Genomic DNA, 23,770 nt, shown 5'->3' on the forward strand with positions numbered 1-23,770 from the left:
GCCGTCCGCAGGGAGGCCGGGAACGCGTGTTCGTCGTATCGCCGCCGGTCGCGCGGCCGGTAGCCTCCGGACATCCCCGCGCCCCGGCAGCCGTCGCGGGACCTGCCCGCAACGCGTTCGCAACCCCTGCGGTCATCCAGGAGCCGCGTCCCGGACCCGCCCTCGGCCGGCCGGTTCACTTCGCGTCCGAATACCGCCGCACCACCGCCGTGGTGAACGGGAAACGCACCGGGGTCTCGCCGAAGGCCGTCCGCCCGGCCAGCTCACCGGCCGCCCGGATCGCCTCCACCACCGTCTCCGCCTCCTCCTGCGGGCAGTGCACGATCACCTCGTCGTGCTGGAAGAAGACCAGCTCGGCCCGGAGCCCGGCCGTCGCCAGCGACCGGCGCAGCGCGGCCAGGAGCAGCAGCGCCCAGTCGGCGGCGCTGCCCTGCACCACGAAGTTACGGGTGAAGCGGCCGCGTGCGCGGGCGTCCGACGAGGCGTAGCCGGGCGTGAAACCGCCGTCCGCCGCGTGGCCGGAGCCGCCCCCGGCCGGATCATCGCCGCCCTCCTGCGGGATTCCGGCCTCGTCGTCGTCCCCGCTGCCCGCGGCGGGCGGGCTGGTGCGGCCGAGCCACGTCCGTACGAGACGGCCCTCCTCGCCGGCCTTCGCGGCGTCGTCCACATAGGCGACGGCGTGCGGGAACCTCCGGCGCAGGGCGGCCAGATTCTTCAGGCCGTCCCCCGAGGTCTGCCCGTAGACGGCTCCGAGCAGGGCGATCTTGGCGTGGTCCCGGTCGCCGTGGAAGGCGCGGTCGGACAGGGCCGTGTAGAGGTCGCCGTCGTGACCCGCCACCTCCATGAGGCCCCGGTCGCGGGAGATCGCGGCCAGCACCCGCGGCTCCATCTGGTCGGCATCCGCGACGACCAGCCGCCAGCCCTCGTCGGCGACGACGGCCCGCCGGATCACCTTGGGGATCTGCAGGGCCCCTCCGCCATTGGTCGTCCAGCGGCCGCTGACCGTGCCGCCCGGCTGGTACTCGGGGCGGAAGCGGCCGTCACGCACCCAGTCCTGGAGCCAGCTCCAGCCGTGCGCCGTCCAGATCCGGTAGAGCTTCTTGTACTGGATGAGCGGTCGCACCGCCGGATGGTCCAGCTCCTCCAACTCCCAGCGGCGGGTGGATTTCACCTTGATACCGGCCTGGGCGAACGCCCGCACCACATCGGCGGGGAGATCGGGGCGGACCCTGCGGCCGAAGGCGGCGGACACCTCGTCCGCCAGCTCGGCCAGTCTGCGCGGCTCGCCGCCGCCCGCGTACCGCTCGCCCAGCAGCTCCAGCAGGACCTCCCGGTGGACGTCGGCCCGCCAGGGCAGGCCGGCCCGGTTCATCTCGGCGGCGACCAGCATGCCGGCCGACTCGGAGGCCGTCAGCAGACGCATCCGGTCCGGGCGGTCCGTGGCGTCGTGACGGGCGAGCTGGTCCGCGTACACCCGGAGAAGGGCGTCGAAGGGCAGGTCCGCCCCGGCCCGCGGTTCGAACAGGGAGGACTGCGAGCCGGGCTCCGCCGAGCGCGGCGGCGGATCGGGCGGCACCGCCGCGCCCAGCAGGCGGGCGTGGGCGGCGGCGGCCGAGCGGGGTTCGCCGAGCCGGCCCTCGTGGCCCAGCAGGAGGGACTCGGCGACCTCGATGTCGTAGCAGCGCTCCACGCGCACCCCGGCGGCGAGCAGCCGGGGGTGGACCTCGGCGGTCGAACGCCACACCCAGCGGGTGACACCGGGTCGGGAGCGGACGGCCTCGGCCAGGTCGGGTTCGGTCACGACCGGGGCGGTGGGCAGGCCCGCGCCGTCCAGCGGGACGAGGCCGGCGCCACCGCTCTGTGTCGGGGCCAGGGCCCAACGTTCGGTCATACGGCCGAGTCTGGCACCCGGCACTGACAGCGAGGCGGCGTGCGCGTGCGCGTCGCAGGCGGGAGGATCGGCAGCGGTCCCACCGAGGGGCCCGCAGCGCCCACCGAGGGGACAGCACGATGGAAGCGATCGTTTTCGAGGAGTTCGGCGGACCCGAGGTACTGAACCCCGCCCGGGTCGAGGAGCCGTACCCCGGCCCCGGACAGGTACGGGTGAAGGTGGTGGCCGCCGGGGTGAACCCGATGGACTACAAGATCCGCAACGGGTGGATGGAGGACATGTTCCCCACCTCGCTCCCGGCGATCCCCGGAGTCGAGTTCGCCGGAGTGGTCGACCGGATCGGGGAGGGCGTCACCGGGCTCACGGTGGGCGACGAGGTGCTGGGCTGGAGCGAGACCGGTTCCTACGCCGAGTACGCGCTGGCCGATGCCGCACTGGTGGCGGCCAAGCCGGCGGAGCTGAGCTGGGAGGACGCGGCGGCGCTGACCATCGCGACGAACACCGCCCAGCGGGTCCTGGACGAACTCGCCGTGGGCGCGGGCGACACGCTGCTGCTGCACGGGGCGGCCGGAGCCGTCGGTTCGGCCGCGGTGCAGTTGGCGGCGGCCCGGGGCGCGACCGTGATCGGCACGGCGTCCGCGGTCAACCACGACTACCTGCGGGTGATCGGCGCGACCCCGGTGGAGTACGGGGAGGGGCTGGTCGGCCGGGTGCGCGAAGCGGCCCCCCAGGGTGTGGACGCGGTCTTCGACGTGGCGGGACGCGGTGCGCTGCCGGACTCCATCGAGCTGCGCGGCGGCACCACCGACCGGATCGTCACCATCTCCGACCAGGACGCGGCCGCCCACGGTGTCGTCTTCTCCGGCGGCGGGGCCCGTTCGAAGGAGCAGCTCGCCGAGCACGCCAGGCTCGCGGCCGAAGGCGGGCTGCGGGTGCAGGTCGAGCGGGCCCTCCCGCTCGTCGACGCGGCCGACGCGCAGCGGCTGAGCGAGGCGGGACACGTACGGGGGAAGCTCGTCCTGCTGCCCTGAGCCGTGACGCGGATTCTCTGTCCACAGGCTGTGGACAGAATCCCCGGCCCCGCTCCGTCCGCTCCGCCACGCCTACCCTGACCTCATGGAACCGGTGATCGACCAGGCATTCGCGGCGGCCCTCTACTCGGACGGCGACGCCGGTCTCGACACCGGCGCCTCCCTCCTCGCCGCCGAACCGGCGGCCGACGCCGAGCTGCTGCGGCGCGGCGAGGAGTTCGTCCGGCGCGCCTGGGAGCGCGGCTGGCTGCCCGCCGACCTCGTACGCCTGGTCCGCCGTGAACTCGACGAGCACGGGGCCGGACTGGCCGCCGGACTGATCACATCGGAGGTCCGCAGGTACGAGCGGCTGCCACCCCGCTGGCGGTCCCAGCTGGACGAGCTGCCCGCGGTGCCGCCGCCGGGACGGCCCGACCGGTTCTCGTACGCCTCCGAGCTGCTCGGGCTCTACCGGCTGCTGCTGCGGCTGCCCGCCATCGAAGCCGTCGGGCCCCCGCCCGGCGCGCCGCGTGACGGGCTCCGGCTGCCGCCCGCGCACGACGAACCCCGCATGCTGACCCGCATCCGGGCGCTGCTGGCCAAGGCGGAGGCCACCGGATTCCCCGAGGAGGCGGAGGCGCTCACCACGAAGGCGCAGGAGCTGATGGCCCGGCACAGCATCGACGAGGCGCTGCTCGCCGCCCGTACCCACAGCGGCCGGGCGCCCGGTGCCTGCCGGATCGGGGTGGACGCGCCGTACGAGACGGCGAAGGCGATCCTGCTCGACGCCGTCGCCTCCGCGAACCGCTGCCGGGCGGTGTGGAACAGCGACCTCGGTTTCTCGACGGTCGTCGGCTTCGACACCGATCTGGAGGCCGTGGAGCTGCTCCACACCTCGCTGCTGGTGCAGGGGACCGTGGCGATGACCCGTGCCGAGGCGGGGCAGCGGGCCGGCGGGCGCAAACGGACCAAGACGTTCCGGCAGTCCTTCCTGATGGCGTACGCCCAGCGGCTGGGCAGCCGGCTGGCGGACGGCACCGCCCGAGCGACCGCCGAGGCCGACGCGGAGGGCGTGGCGGCCGGTCCGTCCGCCACGGACGCCGGTCTGCTGCCCGTGCTGGCCGCCCGCGACATGGCGGTCACCGACACCGCCGAGCGGATGTTCCCCCGGACGACGACGACCCGGGTGCGGGGCGCCACCGACCCGGACGGCTGGACCCACGGGACGGCCGCCGCGGACCGGGCCAGGATGGGCGCCGCCGCCCCCGAGATCTCCGACTGAGGCCTCCGGATGTGTCCTGCGCCGACGGAATCGGCGCAACCGATACCGGCAACTCGGGCATAGCGGCAATTCCGGTTAGGCTCTGGGCATGAGCTGGCTCCGGGCGCTGAAGGAGACCGCCCGCTCGGGGCTGACGATCGAGCGGCGGCGCCTCGAACCGTTGATCGCCATCCGTGGCGCGGCCGGTCTGGCCCTGGTGATCGGGGTGAGCCTCGCCCTGTTCGGGCCGGTGGTCGCCGCCAGCTCCGCCTTCGGTGCGTTCCAGGCTGCCATCGCCACCTTCCAGCGCAGCTGGCGGCCCCGCCCGGTGCTCGCCCTGGTCTCCGGTGCGAGCCTCGCCGTCTCCACGTTCCTCGGCTATGTCACCGGCTCCCATCTGCCCCTCTTCATGGTGCTGCTGGTGCTCTGGACCTTCGTCGCCGGACTGGCCTGGGCGGCGGGCCCGACGGGCGGCATCATCGCCGCGTCCAACGTCGCGATCATGCTGGTCACGATCACCCTGCCCACCTCCGTCGCCGAGGCGGCACTGCACGCCGCGATGATCGCGTTCGGCGGGGTGGTCCAGGCGGCGCTGATCGTGCTGTTCCCGGTCCGCAGATGGGGAGCCCAGCGCGACGCGCTGGCCGACGCGCTGGCCGCCGAGGCGGACTACGCCCGCAGACTGCGCCACGACCCGGTCGCCCACTTCGACCCGGTGCCGCTGATGGAGGCCCGCAGGGCGGCCGCGATCACCCCGCGCCAGGCCCGCCGCCGCCCGGCCGAACTGCACGGCTCGCGCGGGGTCGCCGAACGGATCAGGCCGGTGCTCGCCTCGCTCGCCGACCCGGCGATGGGCGTGCCGGCACAGGGGCCGGAGCGCGACCGGGTCCGCGAACTGCTCGCCGCCGCCGGTTCGCTGCTGGACGCGGCGGCGCGGGCGATCCGGCAGGGCCACCCGGTGCGGCTGCCCGCGCCGGCCGTCGCCACCCTGAAGACACCCGACACCGGTGCGCTGCTCACCGGTCCGCCGCTGCGCGCCGCCGACCGACTGGCCGCCCTGCTCTCCGACGTCATCGAGGCGGCCGAGGGCGAGGGCACCAGGGAGGAACGGGCCGAGGCCGAGGAGACCGCCGACGCCCTCAAGGCGGGCCGGGGCGGTCCACCCACGGACCACCACCGGCGCCCCACCCTGCTGCGGCTGGTCCCGGTGGTGCTCAAGTCGATGCGCCGGGAGCTGCACCGCGGCTCCCCGATCCTGCGGCACGCCATCCGGGTCTCCGTCGTGGCCGCCGTCGGGTATCTCCTGGGCACCGTGCTGCCGTTCGGCCACGGCTACTGGGCGCCGATGACCGCCGTCATGGTGATGCGGCCGGAGTTCTCGAAGACGTACGAACGTTCCGTTGCCCGCTTCGGCGGCACCGTCGTCGGGGTCCTCCTCGCCACCGCGATCGTCCAGACCGCCCGTCCCGGCGTGGGGCTGTCCGCCGCGTTCGCCGTGGTCTGCGCGTTGCTGATGTACCTGCTGATGCGGACCGGCTACTCGGTCGGCCAGGCCTGCGTCGCCGCGTACGTCGTCTTCCTGCTCGGCATGGCGGGCGACGACTGGTCGCAGACCGTGCTGGAACGGCTCGTCCTGACCCTCGGCGGCGGACTCGTCGCGATGATCTCGTACGCCGTCTACCCGGCGTGGGAGACCCCGCGGCTGCGCAACCGGCTCGGCGACTGGCTGAAGGCGGACGGCCGGTACGCCGCCTCGGTCGTCGACCAGTACGCCGATCCCGCCGCCCGCGGCCACGACGACGTCCGCAACGCACTGCTCGCCACCAGGGCGGCGCGAGTCGCCTGGCAGGAGGCGGTGGCCACCGCCCAGCACGAACCGGTGCGCCACCGGGGCCTCTCGCACGCCGCCGCCGACGACACCCAGCACGCACTCTCCCAGCTGGGCCGGGTAGCGATGCTGATGGAGGCACACCTCCCCGGGGGCGGCGCCACCCCCGTACCGGAGGCGGGGCCGCTGGCCGACGCACTGCGCCGGGCCACCGAGCAGGGCGCCAGGGCGGTGCGGGAGCGGCGGGTGCCGGACTGGGAGCCGGTCCGGGAGGCGCTGGAACGGTGGGACGAGGCGGAGCTGCTGCGTGAAGGAGAGTCGGACCCCGTCGTACGGAACGGGGCCGACCTCCTCCTCGAGGCGCTGGAGGAGTTCTCCCGGGGACTGGACGGCGGTTCGTCGCCCGGGACCGACGACGACTGAGGCCGTGGCTGCGGCCGGTCGGCCGTAACCGCCCCGGGACTCACCGGTGTTACGGAGTCGGCAGGTCGGGCAGTCCTTCGAGCGAGTCGGCGTCGGTCTTGGCGAGGGTGTCCTTGCCTCCGCCGTCCCACGCCACGACGACGGTCTTGCCGTCGTTGGACTCGATGGAGCCGGCGGTCCGAGCGGTGTCACCGTCCGCGCACTTGAGTTCCAGCGTCACCTTGTCCGTGCCCTTGGCGCTGCCCGAGCAGACGTGGGAGTCGGCGACGACTACGGCCTTTCCGGATGCGACGGACAGCACGACGGCCTTGCCGTCGGACTGCCCGGCCCAGGCGCCCTCCAGCGCCTTGATGCCACCGGTGGAGGCGCCGTCGCCGCCGCCCGTCGAGGAGTCGGAGGCGTCGCCGCCGCCGGCCGGCGGTGCAGATGCGGAGCCGGAGTCCTTGTCCGAGCTCGCCTTGTCGCCGTCACTTCCGCAGCCGGTGAGCGCGAGGGCGGTCAGCAGGCCGGTGGCGACAACTGCACCGGTACGTACGAGTTTGCGCATGAGGAATTCCCCCTGGAGGACGAAATACGGTCCAAGCTACCAGTGGGTCGCAAGGGCGTTGAGGCGGACAACTCGCAGAATGGGGAGCCGAACCGGCCCGGCATACGTCTCTTCTTTCCGGGAAGCTGTAATCGCGGGAACACCGCCCGTGCACGTGCATCTGCTCATGCATCCGCTCATGCAGCAAAAATTGAACAGAGCTATGATCCGAGACAGTTGACACTTGCACCTTGCAACTCGGGGAGCGTCCTGTGCACCACGTGTACAACGGCATGGCGGCCACAGAGCTTCGCGGAGTCGTCTGGCAGAAGAGCAGGTACAGCAACTCCCAGGGATCCTGCGTGGAGTTCGCGAAACTGCCCGACGGGGATGTGGCGATGCGGAATTCGCGCCATCCCGACGGGCCGGCGCTCGTCTATACGCCGGCCGAGATAGAGGCGTTGCTGCTCGGCGTGAAGGACGGCGAGTTCGACCATCTCATAGCGGAGGTCTGACCTCCGCCCGGCGGTATGTCACGCCGGGGCGGCCGACGGTATGTCACGCCGCGCCGAGTTGCGCTGTGCCGGTCCGCACCGAGTTCCGGTGAGACGGTCCGTGCCGAGTTGCGCTTTGTCGCTCCGCGCCGTCTCGTGTTGTGCCGGTCCGGGCCGACTCGCGTTATGTCACTCCGGGTCGACTCGCTCCGGGTTGACCGGCCGGTCCTCACGCCTGGTCGGTCAGCCGGAACAGCGCCCAGACCACCTTGCCGCGCAGCGCCGGTCCGGTGGCACTGTCCGTGCCCAGCACGGGGGAGGGGTGCCAGCCCCAGGAGTCGCTGAACGACTCGACCAGGAAGAGGCCGCGCCCCGACTCCGCGGAGTCGGCGGCCTCGGAGGCCACCGGGCTCGCCCGGCTGGGATCGCGCACCGCGCACACCAGTCGTGAGGTCCAGCGCAGCAGGTGCAGCCGGACGGGCGGGTCCTGGGAGTCGCGCGGGAGGTCGCAGGGCAGTGCGTGCCGCAGGGCGTTGGTGACCAGCTCGGAGACGACCAGGGCGACATCGTCGAACCGTTCGTCCAGACCCCAGCCGGTCAGCGTCGACCTGGTGAACTGCCGTGCTCCGCCGACGGCTTCGTAGCGCGCGGGCAGTGTGCAGGTGGCCGAGCCGGAGACGGCAGAGGGATCGATGGGGGGAAGCCCCTGCCGTAACGGCTCGAGCATCGTCGATCCATTCGTCCCCATGCGAGGCACTCCCGGGATTCGCGGCTGTCTCGGTACTGCGGGTACAGCGGCACAACACGAACGAGCACGCAGGTGCGCGAGGCCCATGGTTCCGAATGCGCAGGGCAGATGCAAGGGCAGATGCACGTGCACGCGCCTGACCTGTCCGACCCCGTGCCGGTTCTTACTCATTTCTTCCTGTGGCGAATTTCCGACTCTTGGGGAGGTCTTCTCATTTCCGTAATCGAATGAGTACGGGCTGAAGCGTTTTGATGGCAGAATCCGGCTCTTGAGGTTCAGGGGGAGCCTCGATGCCAGGGAAGCGATGGGGAGGGTTGGACCAGTGGCGGCAGGCGAGTCGAGTGGATCCGTGGTGCGGCGCATCCTGCTGGGCTCACAGCTCAGACGGCTGCGGGACTCGCGCGGTATCACCCGTGAGGCGGCCGGCTACTCCATCCGGGCTTCCGAATCGAAGATCAGCCGCATGGAGTTGGGACGGGTGAGCTTCAAGGCCAGGGACGTCGAGGACCTGCTCACGCTCTACGGCGTCACGGACGAGGTGGAGCGGGACTCCCTGCTCGGCCTGGCCCGGGAGGCCAACGTGGCGGGCTGGTGGCACAGCTTCGGCGATGTGCTGCCCGGCTGGTTCCAGACATACATCGGTCTGGAAGGAGCGGCCTCGCTCATCCGGATCTACGAAGTCCAGTTCGTTCACGGTCTGTTGCAGACCGAGGGGTACGCGCACGCGGTCGTCTCCCGCGGTATGCGGGGCGCACCCGCGGCCGAGATCGACCGCCGGGTCGCGCTCCGGCTGGAACGGCAGAAGGCGCTCGTCGCCGAGCGCGCCCCCCGTTTCCACGCGGTGCTGGACGAGGCGGCGCTGCGCCGGCCGTACGGCGGACGTGAGGTGATGCGTGAGCAACTGCGGCATCTGATCGAAATGTCGGAACAGCCGAACGTGACACTCCAGGTGATGCCCTTCAGTTTCGGCGGGCACGCCGGCGAGAGCGGTTCCTTTACGATGCTGCGATTCCCGGAATCCGATCTGTCGGACATTGTCTATTTGGAGCAGCTGACAAGTGCGCTCTATCTGGACAAGGCCGAAGAAGTCGCCCAGTACGAAAAGGCGATGGTTCGGCTCCACGAGGAGAGCCCGGGGCCCGAGGAGAGCCGGGATCTGCTACGCGGTCTTCTCCAACTCTCCTGATATTTCAGTACGATGACACCCCTACAGGAGTCTGCACCTGCAGTAAGGGATCGCATGTCCTTCTTCCACGAGCTGGCCGACCAGTACATCGACGGTGAATGGCGCACCGGCACCGGCTCGTGGGACATCATCGATTTCAATCCCTACAACGGGGAAAAGCTCGCCGCCATCACCGTCGCCTCGGCCGACGAGGTCGACCGCGCCTACCGCGCGGCCGAACGCGCGCAGCGGGACTGGGCCACCAAGAGCCCCTACGAGCGCGCCCGCGTCATGGAACGGGCCCTGCGCATCACCGAGGAGCTGGCCGAGGAGATCGTCGAGGCCGTCATCGACGAACTGGGCGGCACCCGCGCCAAGGCGCAGTACGAACTGCGCGCCGCCCAGGAGTTCCTGCGCGAGGCGACCCGGCAGGCACTGCACGTTGAGGGCCGGATCCTGGCCTCCCCGGTGGACGGCAAGGAGAACAGGCTCTACCGGCTGCCCGTGGGTGTCGTCGGCGTCATCACCCCGTTCAACTTCCCCTTCCTGGTGACCATGAAGTCCGTCGCGCCGGCCCTGGCGCTCGGTAACGCGGTCGTCGTCAAGCCCAACCAGAACGCCCCGGTGGTCGGCGGTGGGCTGATCGCCCGGATCTTCCACGACGCGGGACTGCCGGCCGGGCTCCTCAACATCGTGATCACCGACATCGCCGAGATAGGGGACGCGTTCATAGCGCACCCCGTCCCGAAGGTGATCTCCTTCGCCGGATCGGACCGGGTCGGCCGCCATGTCGGCGCGACGGCGGGCGGGCTCTTCAAGCGCACCATCCTCGAACTCAGCGGGAACAGCGCCCTGGTGGTGCTGGATGACGCGGACATCGACTACGCGGTCGACGCCGCGGTCTTCAGCCGCTTCGCCTTCCAGGGGCAGATCTGCATGGCCGCCAACCGGATCCTGGTGGACCGCGCCGTCGCACCCGAGTTCACCGAGAGGTTCACCGCGCGGGTGGCCGCCCTGCGCACCGGCGACCCGCGCGACCCGGAGACCCAGATCGGCCCGGTCATCAACACCTTCCACGCGGACGCGCTGACGGCGCTCGTCGACCAGGCAGTCGAGGAGGGGGCCACGGCACTGGTCCGGGGGCGAACCCGCGGCAATCTCGTCGAGCCCACGGTCCTCACCGGGCTCGCGGACGACTCCCCGCTGCTCTCCCAGGAGATATTCGGCCCGGTCGCGCTGCTGATCACGTTCGACGGCGAGGAGGAGGCCGTACGGATGACCAACGACAGCCCGTACGGACTGAGCGGGGCCGTGCACACCGCTGACGCCGAACGCGGGGTGCGGTTCGCCCGGCGGATCCACAGCGGGATGTTCCACGTCAACGACGCGACCGTCCAGGACGACCCGCTGGTCGCCTTCGGCGGCGAGAAGCAGTCCGGGACGGGCCGGCTGAACGGCGAGGCGACGGTCGAGGCCTTCACCACCCAGAAGTGGATATCGATCCAGCACGGCAGGAGCGTTTTCCCGCTCTGAATCACGCACCGCTACTCTCGTCAAAGTTGAGTAGAAAGGTGGGTGGGCATGTCCGCGATCCGGCTGCTGGTCCTGTGTGCCGTACGGCAGCACGGCCGGGCGCACGGCTATCAGATCCGCAACGACCTGGAGTACTGGGGCGCCCACGAGTGGTCCACCGCCAAACCGGGATCGATCTACCACGCACTCAAGCAGATGGCGAAGCAGGGCGTGCTGCTCGCACACGAGGTCGCCCCGAGCACGGCAGGCGGCCCGCCGCGCACCGAGTACGAGATCACCGAGCAGGGCGACGAGGAGTACTTCACGCTGCTGCGCGCGGCCCTGGCCTCGCACGACCAGAAGACGGACATGCTGTCGGCCGGACTGGGCGGCATGGTCGACCTGGAGCGGGCCGAGGCGGTGTCCCTGCTCAACGAGCGGGTGGCGGGGCTGGCCCGCTGGCGGGCCTCGGTCACCGAGTACTACACACCCGAGGCTGGCCCCGAATCGATCGGCCACATCGGCGAGATCATGAACATGTGGGTGCACTCGGCGGACACCGACGCCGAATGGACGCGCGGGCTGATCGCCCGGATCGAGGGCGGGGCGTACACCTTCGCGGGTGAGGGCGACCCGTTCGTCGGCGTCCTGGCCGAGGGCGAGGAGAACCCTTACGCGACGGGGGTCGTCGACCCCGAAGACGCGCACTGACCGAGTTCGGCGCATGCTGTTGGGCCGGTGCGGCGGTTCGCGAGGCTGAGCCACTGGGGGACCGGCCCGTCCGGTCGAGGCCGGGGCAGGCGCGCGGCTCAGTGGTGGAACGACGTATCCGCCCCATGGTCCCGGCTCAACGGATGATCCTGCGCCCGGAGTTCGGGCAGCAGCAGCCGAAGGTCCTCGAGCAGCAGCTCCGCGAGGTCCGATGAGAAACCGTTGCGGCACACGATCCGCAGCACGGACAGGTCCTGCCGGTTCGCCGGGAAGGTGTACGCCGGCACCAGCCATCCCCGCTCGCGCAGCCTCCGTGACACGTCGAAGACGTCGTACGCCGTCACCTCCGGCGTCGTCGTCAAGGCGAAGACGGGCAACTGGTCGCCGCGGGTGAGGAGCCGGAAGTCGCCCAGGTCCTCGATCCGTTCGGCCAGGCCCCGGGCCACGTCCCGGGCCGCCTGCTGCACGGCCCGGTAGCCCTCCCGGCCCAGCCGCAGGAACGTGTAGTACTGCGCCACCACCTGTGCGCCGGGCCTGGAGAAGTTCAGCGCGAAAGTCGGCATGTCGCCGCCCAGGTAGTTGACCCGGAAGACCAGCTCCTCGGGCAGTTCGGCGGGCGACCGCCACAGCGCCCAGCCGACACCCGGGTAGACCAGCCCGTACTTGTGCCCGGAGGTGTTGATCGAGGAGACCCGGGGGAGCCGGAAGTCCCAGACCAGGTCCTCGTCCAGGAACGGCGCCACCATCGCCCCGGACGCCCCGTCCACATGGACGGGGATGTCGAGGCCGGTGCGCTCCTGAAGGGCGTCCAGGGCCGCGCAGAGGTCCGCGATGGGCTCGTACGAACCGTCGAAGGTGGAGCCGAGGATGCCGACCACGCCGATGGTGTTCTCGTCGCAGAGGTCGGCGGCGGCCTGCGGGTCGATGTGGAAGCGGTCGCCCTCCATCGGGACCAGCCGCGGCTCGACCTCCCAGAACGTGCAGAACTTGTCCCAGCAGACCTGCACGTTCACGCCCATGACCAGATTGGGCCGGGCGGTCGACGGATAGCGGTCGGCGTTCCGCGCTGCCCAGCGGCGTTTGAGCGCGAGCGCGGCCAGCATGCAGGCCTCGCTGGACCCGGTCGTCGAACAGCCCACGGCGTTCGCGGGGTCGGGGGCGTTCCAGAGGTCGGCGAGCATCGCCACACAGCGCCGCTCCAGCTCGGCGGTGCGGGGGTACTCGTCCTTGTCGATCATGTTCTTGTCGGTGCACTCGCTCATCAGCACCCCGGCCTGGGGTTCCATCCAGGTGGTGACGAAGGTGGCGAGGTTGAGCCGGGAGTTGCCGTCGAGCATCAGCTCGTCGTGGACCAGGCGGTACGCGGTGGCGGGCGGCATCGCCCCGTCCGGGAGTCTGTGCCGGGGCGGCGCCGACTCCATGCCCGCCGTCGGGTCGGCCTCCCCGAAGAACGGGTTGAGGGCCAGCCTGCGCTGCTCTGCGGACGGTTCGCTGTGGGGCGTGGAGCCCTTGTGGAGCGGCATCGCCGACCTGCCCTTCTCGGTACTCGCCGTGGGTCTCGGCCGCGAGGCCGTACGAATCAGACGATACGGACACCACGGGCGTCCGGCGCGTCGGGCGCCCGGCACCGCCCGGTGGTTCACCGCAGCGGCGTCCCGTCCTCGCGCAGCTGCATCTGCGGCCGCCCCGTCACCAGCAGCCAGGCGGGCAGCGAGGCGACGCAGAGCATCGGCAGCAGGGCCATGTCGGAGGCCAGCACCGCGGCCGTGAACAGGCTGAGCCAGCCCTGCCGGGTGACGGCCAGCAGGACCCCGAGCACCGCGCACGTCACCGCGAGCGATACCGGCACCCCGCTGACCAGGGCGTGGGCGCACAGACCGAGCGCGACGCCGGAGAACACCGCCGGGAAGATCCGACCGCCCCGGAAACCGCAGGTCGCGGCGATCAGCAGGGCGGCGGTCTTCACCACCGCCATGACCGCGAACCGGCCGGCCGACCAGCCGTCCGGATCGGCGGCCAGCTCCTTGACCTCGTCCAGCCCCTTGAAGAGGGTGAGATGCCCCCCGAGCGCCCCGAGCAGGCCGAGCACCAGCCCGCCCAGGGTCAGCGCCAGGACCGGATGGGGCAGCGCGCGGAAGGCCCGGTGCACATGGGGGAAGGCGTACACCGCGGCCAGGCCCAGCACGGCTCCGGCGGAGGCGATCACGACCGCGGAGAGCAGATCACCCCAGTGCGCACGGGTGTAGGGGGGCAGCGACAGGTCGAAGCTGGGGTGGGCGGCCAGCGTCATGGTGAGCGCCCCCGCTGCCCCCGCCGCGAGCGGCCCGAAGAGCCGGTCCCAGAGGGCGCCGGGCCCGGGGGTCGAGGCGAGCGTCTCGGAGAGGATCAGCGCGGCGGCGACCGGAGTGCCGAACAGCGCGCCGATGGTGCCCGCCGCGGCGAGCGCGATCCACAGCGCGGCCGGGGCGGCCGGGGCGAAACGGCGGCCCGCCCAGTAGGCCAGTGCGATATTGGCCGCGGTGATCGGGTTCTCCGGACCCAGGCTGACCCCGCCCGCCAGCGCCAGGACCGTCACCACCAGCAGCCCCGGCACCACGCCGGGCGCCAGCGGCGGATCGACGAGACCCATGGTCGCCGGATCGGGTCCTGCCCGGCCGGGCACCGCCCGGATGACCAGGCCTGCGACCAGCCCGGTCGCGGTGAGCATCACGATCATCCACAGCGAGGAGTACCGGCCGATCGACAGCGCGTCGGGCAGGGACTCCCACAGCACGTCCTGCAGCCGGTCCGCGACGACGCTGACGCCCAGCAGGACGAGGGCCGATGCCACTCCGACGGCCAGGGCGGGGACGAGGAGCGGCAGCAGCCGGCGCGCGGGGGCCGGCTCGGCGGAGACGGCGGAGTCGGTGGACATCGGCTCACCATAGCGAGACAAAAGCCGTACAACGTCCCAAAAGTACGGTGGGTGGCGGCATTTCGGGGTTGCACCTCACGTCACGTCAGGGCGCAGGCTCGGACCCGTACCAGCACACGGAGAGGAGCGCGGAGCCATGGAGTACTCCGTGGGACAGGTCGCCGGATTCGTCGGACCGGCCAGGATCACGGTGCGCACCCTGCACCACTACGACGGAATCGGTCTGCTCTCGCCCAGCGCGCGCAGCCACGCAGGTCACCGGCGTTACGACGACGCCGACCTCGACCGGCTCCAGCAGATCCTGTTCTACCGGGAGCTCGGCTTCCCGCTCGAAGAGATCGCGGCCCTGCTCGACGACCCGGACGCGGACCCGCGGGAACACCTGCGCCGCCAGCACGCGCTGCTGTCGGACCGGATCGCCGAACTGCAGCGGATGGCCGCGGCGGTCGAGACAGCCATGGAGGCAAGGAGAATGGGCATCAATCTCACGCCCGAGGAGAAGTTCGAGGTCTTCGGCGACAAGGACCCGGAGCAGCACGCCGAGGAGGCCGAGCGGCGGTGGGGCGGCACCGAGGCCTACGCCGAGTCGCAGCGCCGGGCCGCCCGCTACACCAAGGAGGACTGGAAGCGGATGCAGGCGGAGGTCGCTTCCTGGGGCGAGCGCTACGACGCGCTGATGGAGGCCGGAGAGCCGGCCACCGGCGGGCGCGCGATGGACCTCGCCGAGGAGCACCGGCGCCACATCACGGCCTGGTTCTACGAGTGCACCACGGAGATCCACCGCGGTCTCGGTGAGATGTACGTCGCCGACCTGCAGTTCAAGGCGTACTACGAGTCGATGCGGCCGGGCCTGGCCGAGCACCTGCGCGACGCGATCAACGCCAACGCGGAGCGCCAGGAGTAGGCACTGCCGACGGGGGCCGGTTCCACCCGGCCCCCGTCACCGCGCTCAGACCCTGTTGATCACCGCGGCCGTTCCGTACGCACAGACCTCCGTGCCCACGTCGGCCGCCTCGGTCACGTCGAAGCGCATCATCAGCACCGCGTTCGCGCCCCGCGCCCTCGCCTGCTCGACCAGCCGCTCCATGGCCTGGTTGCGGGTCTCGACGAGCGTCTTGGTCAGCCCCTTCAGCTCGCCGCCGATCATGGACTTCAGCCCGGAACCGATCTGGCTGCCCAGATGACGGGACCTGACCGTCAGGCCGAACACCTCACCGATGACCTGGGTCACCTGGTGGCCCGGCACGTCGTTGGTGGTGACGACCAGCACATCGGCGTGTGCCGTCTGACCACCGCCGTAATCCTCAATGCCCATGGTGTGGCACCTCCTGGACCGAGTTTTGCCCCGGTTCGCCCCGTGTGCATCTCCACGGGGGCCGGTGGAACCCGGAGCGGCCCCGCTGCGTTGATAGCTTTGGGCGGCCACGCAGCTGCCATCGACCACATCCTGGAGCCCGGACCCTTGAATACGCTTGCGCTCGGACCGAGCTGGCTGGACCCGGACCATCTCATCGGCCAGTTCGGGCTGATCGGTGTGCTGGTCGTCGTCTTCGCCGAGTCCGGGCTGCTGATCGGGTTCTTCCTGCCCGGAGACTCCCTGCTGTTCACCACGGGTCTGCTGGTGACGACGGGCAAGCTGCACACCCCGCTGTGGCTGGTCTGCGTCCTGGTCGCCCTGGCGGCGATCATCGGCGACCAGGTGGGCTACCTCTTCGGCCGCAAGGTCGGCCCCTCGCTCTTCAACCGCCCGGACTCCCGCCTCTTCAAGCAGGAGAACGTCGAGAAGGCGCACGACTTCTTCGAGAAGTACGGGCCGAAGTCGCTGGTCCTGGCCCGCTTCGTGCCCATCGTGCGGACGTTCACACCGATCGTCGCCGGTGTGAGCCGGATGAACTACCGCTCCTTCATCACGTTCAACATCATCGGCGGCGTCCTCTGGGGCGTCGGGGTGACGCTCCTGGGTGCGGTCCTGGGCAAGATCGAGTTCGTGCACAAGAACATCGAGGCGATGCTCATCCTGATCGTGCTGATCTCGGTCGTACCGATCGCCATCGAGTTCCTGCGCGCCCGCAGCAAGTCGAAGAAGGAAGCGGCGGCCGCCGACAGCGAGGGCCAGGACCCGGCCGCCGGAGGCGGCGCCCCCGGCGCCGGCCGCCGCGGTGGCCGGCACGCCAAGCGCTGACGGCCCCCGGGCCGCCCTCCGCGTCAGAAGCCGCGCGTCCGCTTGGCCGCGCGGCGGTTCGCCCCGCCGATCGCACCCGGCACCCGCATGAACAGCCGGGAGATCTCGCTTCCCAGGTTCACCCCGATGGCGATGGCCCCTGCCGTCGCCACCGCGGTCGACAGTGAGGCGAGCCCCCGGTCCAGCTCGTTCTGCGCGATGCCCAGCAGACCGAAGTACGTCGCCGAACCCGGCAGCAGCGGGCCGATCGCCGCCGTGATGAACGGCAGCGACGAGGTGTACCGGTACCGCGAGAACAACTGCCCGAACAGCCCCACCAGACCGGCCGCCACCGCCGTGGCCGCCACCGGCGAGATTTTGCCGGTATTGGCCATCGCCCCGAAGATGATCCAGGCCACCCCGCCGTTGAGGGTCACCGCCAGCACCGTGGACCGCTCCTGCTGGAGCAGGATCGCGAAGGACAGGCTCAGCAGCATCGACGCCAGGATCTGGAGCCACGGCCGGTCGTGGGAGATCAGCCGGGCCTCCGGGTTCAGTTCGGCCCCCAGCTGAAGGCCCCCGTACAGCACCAGCAGCACACCGGCGACGATCCCGATGAAGAAGTACATGACTTCCAGGAGCCGTGCGGCCGCGGTGATGTAGTAGCCGGTCAGGCCGTCCTGCACCCCCGCCACCAGGGCCCGCCCCGGCAGCAGGGCGAACAGCCCACCGGTGATGACCGCGGAGGGCCGGACGTCGGACCAGTGGGTGAGGGTGAGCGCCACCCCCATCGCGGCCGGCGGCATCGCGGCCGCGACGAACTGGTAGAACTCCGGAAGCCCGCGTCCGGCACACAGCCAGGCCAGCCGGTCCCCGAGCATCGCGCCGAGCGCGGCGATCAGGAACACCACGAACCCACCGCCGACCAGGACCGACGCCGCCCCCGCCAGTCCGCCGGCGGCCAGCGTGAGCACCCAGCCGGAGTACGGGTGCCGGTTTCGCCGGATCTCCGCGAGGCGTCGGTAGGCCTCCTCCAGCGAGATCTCGGCCTCTTCGGTGGTGATGTCGTCGATGAGCCGGAAGACCGCCGCCAGCCGGGTGTAGTCGGTGCCCCTGCGGCGTACCGTCCGGCTCGCCGTCACCGGGTCGTCGACCAGCGACGGCTGGTGCGAGATCGACAGCAGCGTGAAGGTGACCGTCGGCTCGCAGCGGTCGAGACCGTAGCTGCGGGTCACCGCGAACATCGCCGCCTCGACGTCCTCCGCGCCCTCGCCGCCGGCCAGCAGCAACTCCCCGATACGCAGCGTCAGGTCGAGCACGCGCGGTACCGCGGGGCCCGAGTCGTCGTCGGGCTTCTGGACCGGCTCCGGCGCCGGGCGCTCGGCGACCGGCATCCGCAGCATCGTGCGCATCCGGTCCTGCCAGGGGGCTTCCTTGGTCAGCCGGATCATCGGGATGCCGTGCGCGGGCGTGAAAGAGGGGGAGTTCTGCGCGCTGTAGGTGCGCGGCGGGGCGAAGGCGGATCCGATCGTGTCCGATCCCGAGGTCGTTCCGGCGCCGGAAGCGGAACCCGTTCCGGCACCGGTTCCGGAACCCTGCGGCTCAGGCGTCAGACCGGTCGGAAGGGCGAATTCCGACGTCGGGTGCTCTTCTTCCGGCGGGCCTGTCGGCCTTCCCACCCCGGCCGGCTGGGAGAAGGCGCTGCGCGCCTCGTCGGACTGGGGCTTCTGGTCCTCCGGACCGCCCGGTTCCGCCACCACTGACCTCACTCATCATCGCTGCGCGTCTTCGGTAGCGCTCATGCCCAGTATGGCCGTGGAGATGGCCGCACCATGCGAAACGGGCGGCACACCGGTGAAGGTGTGCCGCCCGTCGTGCGCACGAAGCCGGAAACGGAACCTGAGCGGAACCGTAAGCGGAACGTCAGTGCGCGCCGCCCTGCGCCTCGAGGCGCTTGTAGGAGTTCTCGATCTCGGCCTCGGCCTCGGTGCGGCCGACCCAGTCGGCGCCCTCGACGGACTTACCGGGCTCCAGGTCCTTGTAGACCTCGAAGAAGTGCTGGATCTCGAGACGGTCGAACTCCGACACGTGGTGGATGTCGCGCAGGTGCTCCACCCGGGGGTCGGAAGCCGGCACGCACAGCAGCTTGTCGTCGCCGCCGGCCTCGTCCGTCATCCGGAACATGCCGATCGCACGGCACTTGATGAGGCAGCCGGGGAAGGTCGGCTCCTCCAGGATGACCAGCGCGTCCAGCGGGTCGCCGTCCTCGCCGAGGGTGTTCTCGACGTAACCGTAGTCCGCGGGGTAGCTGGTCGAGGTGAAGAGTCGACGGTCCAGGCGGATCCGACCGGTCTCGTGGTCCACCTCGTACTTGTTCCGCGAACCCTTCGGGATCTCGATAACGACGTCGAACTCCACGGGTGGCTCCTCCATGATCAACACATACGACTGATGGTTAAGTGTCCCTCACGGAGATGTGTGCTCGCGAAAGGGGCTGGTCAACGGTGGACGATCCGGTGAAAAGACCGTCGGTCAATCCGTTCTCCAAGCTGACCGGGGCCGCCCTGACGGACCACCTCGACCTGCGGAACGGGCTGAACAACTGGCAGTTCACGGCCGTCTCCGCCGTCCTCGGCCTGGCGCTCGCAGCCGGCGTCGTCCTTGCCGCCGGTCCCTGGGACTCGGGTCAGCGTAAGGCCGAGCAGGACTGGGCGGCCGCCCGGGACCGCACAGGTGGCGCACATCACGAGCCGGACGCGCCCGGCGGACCGGACCCCGCGCCCAGCGCCCCGGCCGTGCTCGCCGCCCTGGGCACCACCACCAACCAGTCGGCCCCGGACGCACCGGATGCCCCGGACGGCGTAACGGCCGGACTCCGGGCCGTGCTGGACCCGCTGCTGAAGGCACCCGCGCTCGGCACCCGGCCCAGCGGCGTCGTCATCGACACCGCCACCGGCAGGCGCCTGTACGCCAAGGGCGCCGACACCCCGATGACCCCGGCCTCCACGGTCAAGATCGCCACCATGGTCGCTGCCCTGACCGCGCTCGGCCCCGACCACCGCATCCCCACGACCGTCCGGGCCTCCGCGGACTCCCGCACCGTGACGCTCGTCGGCGGCGGCGACCCCACCCTCGACCGGGCGGCCCTGCGCTCCCTGGCCGCCGGCACCGCACGCGCCCTGAAGGACGCCGGCGTCCACGAGGTGCGGCTCCGGTACGACACGTCCGGCTACTCGGGGCCCGCACTCCACCCGATCGGCCCCAACGAGAACATCGCACCCCTGAGCGCCCTGATGGTCAACGAGGGGCGCCTCGACGACACCTCCAGCGGACCCGCCCCGCGCAGCGGCGACCCGGCCCGGGACGCCGCCGACGCCTTCGGCGAACTGCTGGACGAGGCCGGCGTCGACACCGCGTCCGGACCCCGTTCCGGCAAGGCCGCCGCCAAGTCCCGGCCCGTCGCCCGGCACCTCTCCGCCCCGCTGTCCGGACTCGTCGAGCGGGCCCTGACCAACAGCGACAACGACATCGCCGAGGCACTCGCCCGGCAGACCGCCCTGGCCGCCGGCGAACCGGTCGACTTCGACGGCGGCCGACGGGCCGTCACCGCACAGCTGAAGAAGCTGAAACTTCCGCTGAAGGGCGTGAACTTCGCCGACGGCAGCGGACTCGACCGCGAGGACAAGGTCAGCGCCGCACTGCTCGCCGGACTGCTCGCCCGGGCGGCCGGCGCGGACCACCCCGAGCTGCGCCCCGTCCTCACCGGCCTTCCGGTGGCGGGCTTCAGCGGCACGCTGAGCGGCCGCTACACGACGAAGACCGGCGGCACCGGTCTCATCCGCGCCAAGACCGGCACCCTCACCGGCGTCAACACCCTCGCGGGCACGGTCGTCGACGCACACGGCCGGCTGCTCGCCTTCGCCTTCATGGCATCGGGCACCACCGACCCCTCCGGAGCCCAGTCCGCCCTCGACTCACTCGCCACCACGCTGGCCGCCGGCAAGCGATGAGCCGGTCAACACCACACCGCATCAAGGAGCGAGCACGTACGGTTGACGCATGACGAGCATCGGTGGTGCCGGGATGGTCGACTGGAATCTCGCGGTTGCGACCGCGACCCGATTGGTGCGGCCGGGGCCCGAGATCAGCCGCGAAGAGGCCCGCGAGGTCGTCGCGGAGCTGCGCAGGCATGCCAAGGCCGCGGAGGAGCACGTCCGTGCCTTCACCCGGATGATCCCGGAGGGGACCGAACCGGAGGACACCCCGGTCCTGGTCGTCGACCGGGCCGGCTGGATCAAGGCGAACGTGGCGGGCTTCCGCGAGCTGCTCCGCCCGCTCCTGGACAAGATGGAGGAACGACGCAGCGGCGGCGCGGGCGGCGCCGTGCTCGGCGCGGTCGGCTCCAAGGTGACCGGGGTCGAGGTGGGAATGCTGCTGTCGTTCCTGGCCTCCAGGGTCCTCGGCCAGTACGAGACGTTCGCCCCCGCCACACGTGAGCTCCCCGCCTCTGCCGGCGGTGGCGGCAGGCTCCTGCTGGTCGCGCCGAACATCGTGCACGTCGAACGCGAGCTGGAGGTCGACCCGCACGACTTCCGCCTCTGGGTCGCCCTCCACGAGGAGACGCACCGCACCCAGTTCACCGCGGTGCCCTGGCTCCGCGACCATCTGCAGGGCGAGATCCAGTCATTCCTCGACCAGACCGAAGTCGACCCGATGACGGTGCTGGAACGCCTCCGCGAGGCCGCCCAGTCGCTGGCCGGGGGCCGGCCCGAGGGCGAGGAGGGCGAGGACGGCGGGCGCAGCCTCGTCGAGCTCGTGCAGACACCCGCCCAGCGCGAGATCCTCGGTCGGCTCACCGCGGTGATGTCCCTGCTGGAGGGCCACGCCGACTACGTGATGGACGGCGTCGGACCCGAGGTGGTCTCGTCCGTCGGCGAGATCCGGGAGAAGTTCCAGCAGCGCAGGGCCCGCGGCGCGAGCCGGCTCGACCAGGCGCTGCGCAAACTGCTCGGCCTCGACGCCAAGCTGCGCCAGTACCGGGACGGCGAGCGGTTCGTGCGCGCCGTGGTCGACGAGGTCGGCATGGACGGCTTCAACCGGGTCTGGACCTCGCCCAACACCCTCCCGACGAAGGCCGAGATCGCCAAGCCGGAGGACTGGATCGCGAGGGTGCACCGTAAGGCAGAGTCATGATCACGGCGCGAACAGGGGCTCGGAGCCACAGGTAAACGCGCCGGTAATCACCCATCCGAGGGACCGTAGGGGCATGGGAAGGCGTGCAATGCTCGATGAACGGCATTGCTCTGTCACCATCGACGCACTCTGAGTGACGGCACTCTTTCCTGTCCCGGCACTCCGAGGCACCTCTCCGAAACTTCACGAAGGGCACCGGACATGGGTCCCCATCCTGCGGTCGCGGCGATACGCCTGGCGGTCCGCCGCGTACTCCACGACGTAATCACCGACTTCGCCGAACAGACCGAACGCGCTCCGCACGCCGGACGCGCCCCGCACCCCGAGCTCGCCGAAGCCGGAGCCGGCAGGCGGCGCGCCGCACTTCCCGAACGCCCCGACAGCCCCCTGGTGCTGGTCGCCTGCTCCGGTGGCGCCGACTCCATGGCGCTCGCCTCCGCCCTCGCCTTCGAGGCCCGCAAACTCGACGTCCGGGCCGGCGGCATCACCGTCGACCACGGCCTCCAGGACGGCTCCGGCGCCCGCGCCGCCGAAGTCGCCGGCCGCCTCGCCGCCATGGACCTCGACCCGGTCGAGGCCGTCACGGTGCGGGTCGGCCACGACGGCGGGCCCGAGGCAGCCGCCCGCGACGCCCGCTACGCCGCGCTGGACGCGGCGGCCGAACGCCACGGCGCCGCCGCCGTCCTGCTCGGCCACACCCGCGACGACCAGGCGGAGACGGTGCTGCTGGGCCTGGCCCGCGGCTCCGGCATCCGCTCGCTCTCCGGCATGGCCGCCGCGTCCGGCCCGTCCGGCCGCTACCGCCGCCCCTTCCTCCAGCTCGACCGGCAGACCGCCCGCAAGGCCTGCCTGGTGCAGTCCCTGACGGTCTGGGACGACCCGCACAACATCGACCCCGCCTACACCCGTTCCCGGCTGCGCCACGAGGGCCTGCCGGCCCTGGAGAAGGCGCTGGGCAAAGGGGTCGTCGAGGCCCTGGCCCGTACGGCGCAGCTCTCCCGCGACGACGCCGACGCCCTGGACACCTGGGCCGCCGAGGCCGGCCGTGACGTACGCGACGACGCGGGCCGGCTGGAGTGCGCCAAGCTCAACGCGCTGCCGCCGGCCGTCCGCCGCCGGGTACTGCGCCGCGCGGCCATAGAGGCCGGTTCTCCGGCCGGTTCCCTCTTCGCCCGTCACATCGAGGAAGTCGACCGCCTCATCACCGGCTGGCGCGGCCAGCAGGCCATCAACCTCCCCGGCCGCGTCGAAGCCCTGCGGCAGGGTGGCAGACTGGTGATTCGGCAGAGCTGAGCACAAGCGGCTGACATGCAGGCGAGCGGCCGCGCAGGTCCGGGACACCACCCGGGCCGGCAGGCAAAGAAAGAGACGCGGGTGAACGAGAAGGACATGGGCACCGACCTTCAGTCGGTGCTCCTCACCAAGGAAGAGATCGACGCGAAGCTCGTCGAGCTGGCCGCGAAGATCGACGCGGAGTACGCGGGCAAGGACCTGCTCCTCGTCGGAGTCCTCAAGGGCGCAGTGATGGTCATGGCGGACCTGGCACGCGCCCTGTCCACCCCCGTCACCATGGACTGGATGGCCGTCTCCTCGTACGGCGCGGGCACCCAGTCCTCCGGTGTCGTCCGGATCCTCAAGGACCTGGACACCGACATCAAGGGCAAGCACGTCCTGATCGTCGAGGACATCATCGACTCGGGACTGACCCTGTCCTGGCTGATGTCGAACCTGGGCTCGCGCGAGCCCGCCTCGCTGGAGATCTGTACCCTGCTGCGCAAACCGGACGCGGCGAAGGTCGCGCTCGACTGCAAGTGGGTCGGCTTCGACATCCCCAACGAGTTCGTCGTCGGCTACGGGCTGGACTACGCCGAGAAGTACCGCAACCTCCCCTTCGTCGGCACCCTCGCCCCACACGTCTACGGCGGCTGACACG

The 23,770-nt window shown here is 71.3% G+C and carries 21 protein-coding genes; 13 read left to right on the plus strand and 8 right to left on the minus strand.

Annotated elements, in window-relative coordinates:
• Positions 1-175: 175 nt before the first annotated feature.
• Complete coding sequence (locus tag ACFVJX_RS11500) at positions 176-1,891, minus strand: bifunctional 3'-5' exonuclease/DNA polymerase (RefSeq protein ID WP_384126274.1); 1,716 nt, start codon at positions 1,889-1,891, stop codon at positions 176-178.
• A gap of 119 nt (positions 1,892-2,010) precedes the next feature.
• Here ACFVJX_RS11500 and ACFVJX_RS11505 point away from each other — a divergent pair, with 119 nt between their 5' ends.
• The 3 genes from ACFVJX_RS11505 to ACFVJX_RS11515 all read left to right on the plus strand — a co-directional run bounded on the left by ACFVJX_RS11505 (position 2,011) and on the right by ACFVJX_RS11515 (position 6,413).
• On the plus strand, positions 2,011-2,922 hold the full coding sequence (locus tag ACFVJX_RS11505) for an NADP-dependent oxidoreductase (RefSeq protein WP_384126275.1): 912 nt from the start codon (positions 2,011-2,013) through the stop codon (positions 2,920-2,922).
• Positions 2,923-3,007: 85 nt separating this feature from the next.
• Positions 3,008-4,183 (plus strand): DUF2786 domain-containing protein, encoded by a 1,176-nt coding sequence (locus tag ACFVJX_RS11510; RefSeq protein ID WP_384126276.1) that lies wholly within the window; start codon positions 3,008-3,010, stop codon positions 4,181-4,183.
• Between the two features lie 88 nt (positions 4,184-4,271).
• Positions 4,272-6,413: an FUSC family protein gene (locus tag ACFVJX_RS11515; RefSeq protein ID WP_384126277.1), complete on the plus strand. Its 2,142-nt coding sequence runs from the start codon at positions 4,272-4,274 to the stop codon at positions 6,411-6,413.
• Positions 6,414-6,462: 49 nt separating this feature from the next.
• On the opposite strand, the gene ACFVJX_RS11520 is transcribed toward ACFVJX_RS11515, so the two are convergent.
• A complete protein-coding gene (locus ACFVJX_RS11520) occupies positions 6,463-6,960 on the minus strand; it encodes a hypothetical protein (protein WP_384126279.1) in 498 nt (165 codons plus the stop codon).
• 251 nt (positions 6,961-7,211) lie between these two features.
• On the opposite strand from ACFVJX_RS11520, the gene ACFVJX_RS11525 reads away from it, so the two are divergent.
• Complete coding sequence (locus ACFVJX_RS11525) at positions 7,212-7,454, plus strand: DUF397 domain-containing protein (RefSeq protein ID WP_384126280.1); 243 nt, start codon at positions 7,212-7,214, stop codon at positions 7,452-7,454.
• 208 nt (positions 7,455-7,662) lie between these two features.
• On the opposite strand, the gene ACFVJX_RS11530 is transcribed toward ACFVJX_RS11525, so the two are convergent.
• Entirely contained in the window at positions 7,663-8,160 is a 498-nt protein-coding gene (locus ACFVJX_RS11530; protein ID WP_384126281.1) for an ATP-binding protein, read from the minus strand.
• 325 nt (positions 8,161-8,485) lie between these two features.
• Between ACFVJX_RS11530 and ACFVJX_RS11535 the strand changes: the two genes are divergently transcribed.
• Genes ACFVJX_RS11535 through ACFVJX_RS11545 form a run of 3 tightly spaced genes read left to right on the plus strand, consistent with a single transcriptional unit; the run spans position 8,486 to position 11,569 of the window.
• A complete protein-coding gene (locus ACFVJX_RS11535) occupies positions 8,486-9,367 on the plus strand; it encodes a helix-turn-helix domain-containing protein (RefSeq protein ID WP_384126282.1) in 882 nt (293 codons plus the stop codon).
• Between the two features lie 54 nt (positions 9,368-9,421).
• Positions 9,422-10,879 (plus strand): aldehyde dehydrogenase family protein, encoded by a 1,458-nt coding sequence (locus ACFVJX_RS11540; RefSeq protein ID WP_384126284.1) that lies wholly within the window; start codon positions 9,422-9,424, stop codon positions 10,877-10,879.
• A gap of 48 nt (positions 10,880-10,927) precedes the next feature.
• Positions 10,928-11,569, plus strand: coding sequence for a PadR family transcriptional regulator (locus ACFVJX_RS11545; RefSeq protein WP_384126285.1), 642 nt, complete (start codon positions 10,928-10,930; stop codon positions 11,567-11,569).
• 98 nt (positions 11,570-11,667) lie between these two features.
• On the opposite strand, the gene ACFVJX_RS11550 is transcribed toward ACFVJX_RS11545, so the two are convergent.
• Positions 11,668-13,092, minus strand: a complete 1,425-nt coding sequence (locus ACFVJX_RS11550; protein ID WP_384126286.1) for a glutamate decarboxylase — start codon at positions 13,090-13,092, stop codon at positions 11,668-11,670.
• A gap of 116 nt (positions 13,093-13,208) precedes the next feature.
• Entirely contained in the window at positions 13,209-14,483 is a 1,275-nt protein-coding gene (locus tag ACFVJX_RS11555) for an ion channel protein (RefSeq protein ID WP_384126288.1), read from the minus strand.
• 136 nt (positions 14,484-14,619) lie between these two features.
• Between ACFVJX_RS11555 and ACFVJX_RS11560 the strand changes: the two genes are divergently transcribed.
• Positions 14,620-15,387, plus strand: coding sequence for a MerR family transcriptional regulator (locus ACFVJX_RS11560; protein WP_384126289.1), 768 nt, complete (start codon positions 14,620-14,622; stop codon positions 15,385-15,387).
• A 45-nt stretch (positions 15,388-15,432) separates the two neighbouring features.
• Here the strand turns inward: ACFVJX_RS11560 and ACFVJX_RS11565 are convergent, their stop codons facing one another.
• Positions 15,433-15,798 (minus strand): YbjQ family protein, encoded by a 366-nt coding sequence (locus ACFVJX_RS11565; RefSeq protein WP_384126290.1) that lies wholly within the window; start codon positions 15,796-15,798, stop codon positions 15,433-15,435.
• A 147-nt stretch (positions 15,799-15,945) separates the two neighbouring features.
• Here ACFVJX_RS11565 and ACFVJX_RS11570 point away from each other — a divergent pair, with 147 nt between their 5' ends.
• Entirely contained in the window at positions 15,946-16,665 is a 720-nt protein-coding gene (locus ACFVJX_RS11570; RefSeq protein ID WP_384126291.1) for a DedA family protein, read from the plus strand.
• 23 nt (positions 16,666-16,688) lie between these two features.
• Here the strand turns inward: ACFVJX_RS11570 and ACFVJX_RS11575 are convergent, their stop codons facing one another.
• Positions 16,689-18,404 (minus strand): threonine/serine exporter ThrE family protein, encoded by a 1,716-nt coding sequence (locus tag ACFVJX_RS11575; RefSeq protein WP_384126293.1) that lies wholly within the window; start codon positions 18,402-18,404, stop codon positions 16,689-16,691.
• Between the two features lie 163 nt (positions 18,405-18,567).
• Positions 18,568-19,062 carry an inorganic diphosphatase gene (locus ACFVJX_RS11580; RefSeq protein ID WP_384126354.1) on the minus strand — a complete coding sequence of 165 codons (495 nt, stop codon included), beginning with the start codon at positions 19,060-19,062 and terminating at the stop codon, positions 18,568-18,570.
• A gap of 86 nt (positions 19,063-19,148) precedes the next feature.
• Between ACFVJX_RS11580 and dacB the strand changes: the two genes are divergently transcribed.
• The 4 genes from dacB (at position 19,149) to hpt (ending at position 23,766) form a co-directional block, all read left to right on the plus strand.
• Entirely contained in the window at positions 19,149-20,654 is a 1,506-nt protein-coding gene (gene dacB, locus ACFVJX_RS11585) for a D-alanyl-D-alanine carboxypeptidase/D-alanyl-D-alanine-endopeptidase (protein ID WP_385744428.1), read from the plus strand.
• A 49-nt stretch (positions 20,655-20,703) separates the two neighbouring features.
• Positions 20,704-21,837 (plus strand): zinc-dependent metalloprotease, encoded by a 1,134-nt coding sequence (locus tag ACFVJX_RS11590; protein WP_384126296.1) that lies wholly within the window; start codon positions 20,704-20,706, stop codon positions 21,835-21,837.
• Positions 21,838-22,038: 201 nt separating this feature from the next.
• Positions 22,039-23,130, plus strand: a complete 1,092-nt coding sequence (gene tilS, locus ACFVJX_RS11595) for a tRNA lysidine(34) synthetase TilS (protein ID WP_384126297.1) — start codon at positions 22,039-22,041, stop codon at positions 23,128-23,130.
• A 96-nt stretch (positions 23,131-23,226) separates the two neighbouring features.
• Complete coding sequence (gene hpt / locus ACFVJX_RS11600; protein WP_037777945.1) at positions 23,227-23,766, plus strand: hypoxanthine phosphoribosyltransferase; 540 nt, start codon at positions 23,227-23,229, stop codon at positions 23,764-23,766.
• Positions 23,767-23,770 lie beyond the last annotated feature (4 nt).

The sequence above is a fragment of the Streptomyces sp. NPDC127177 genome, assembly GCF_042672475.1.
Taxonomy (GTDB): domain Bacteria; phylum Actinomycetota; class Actinomycetes; order Streptomycetales; family Streptomycetaceae; genus Streptomyces.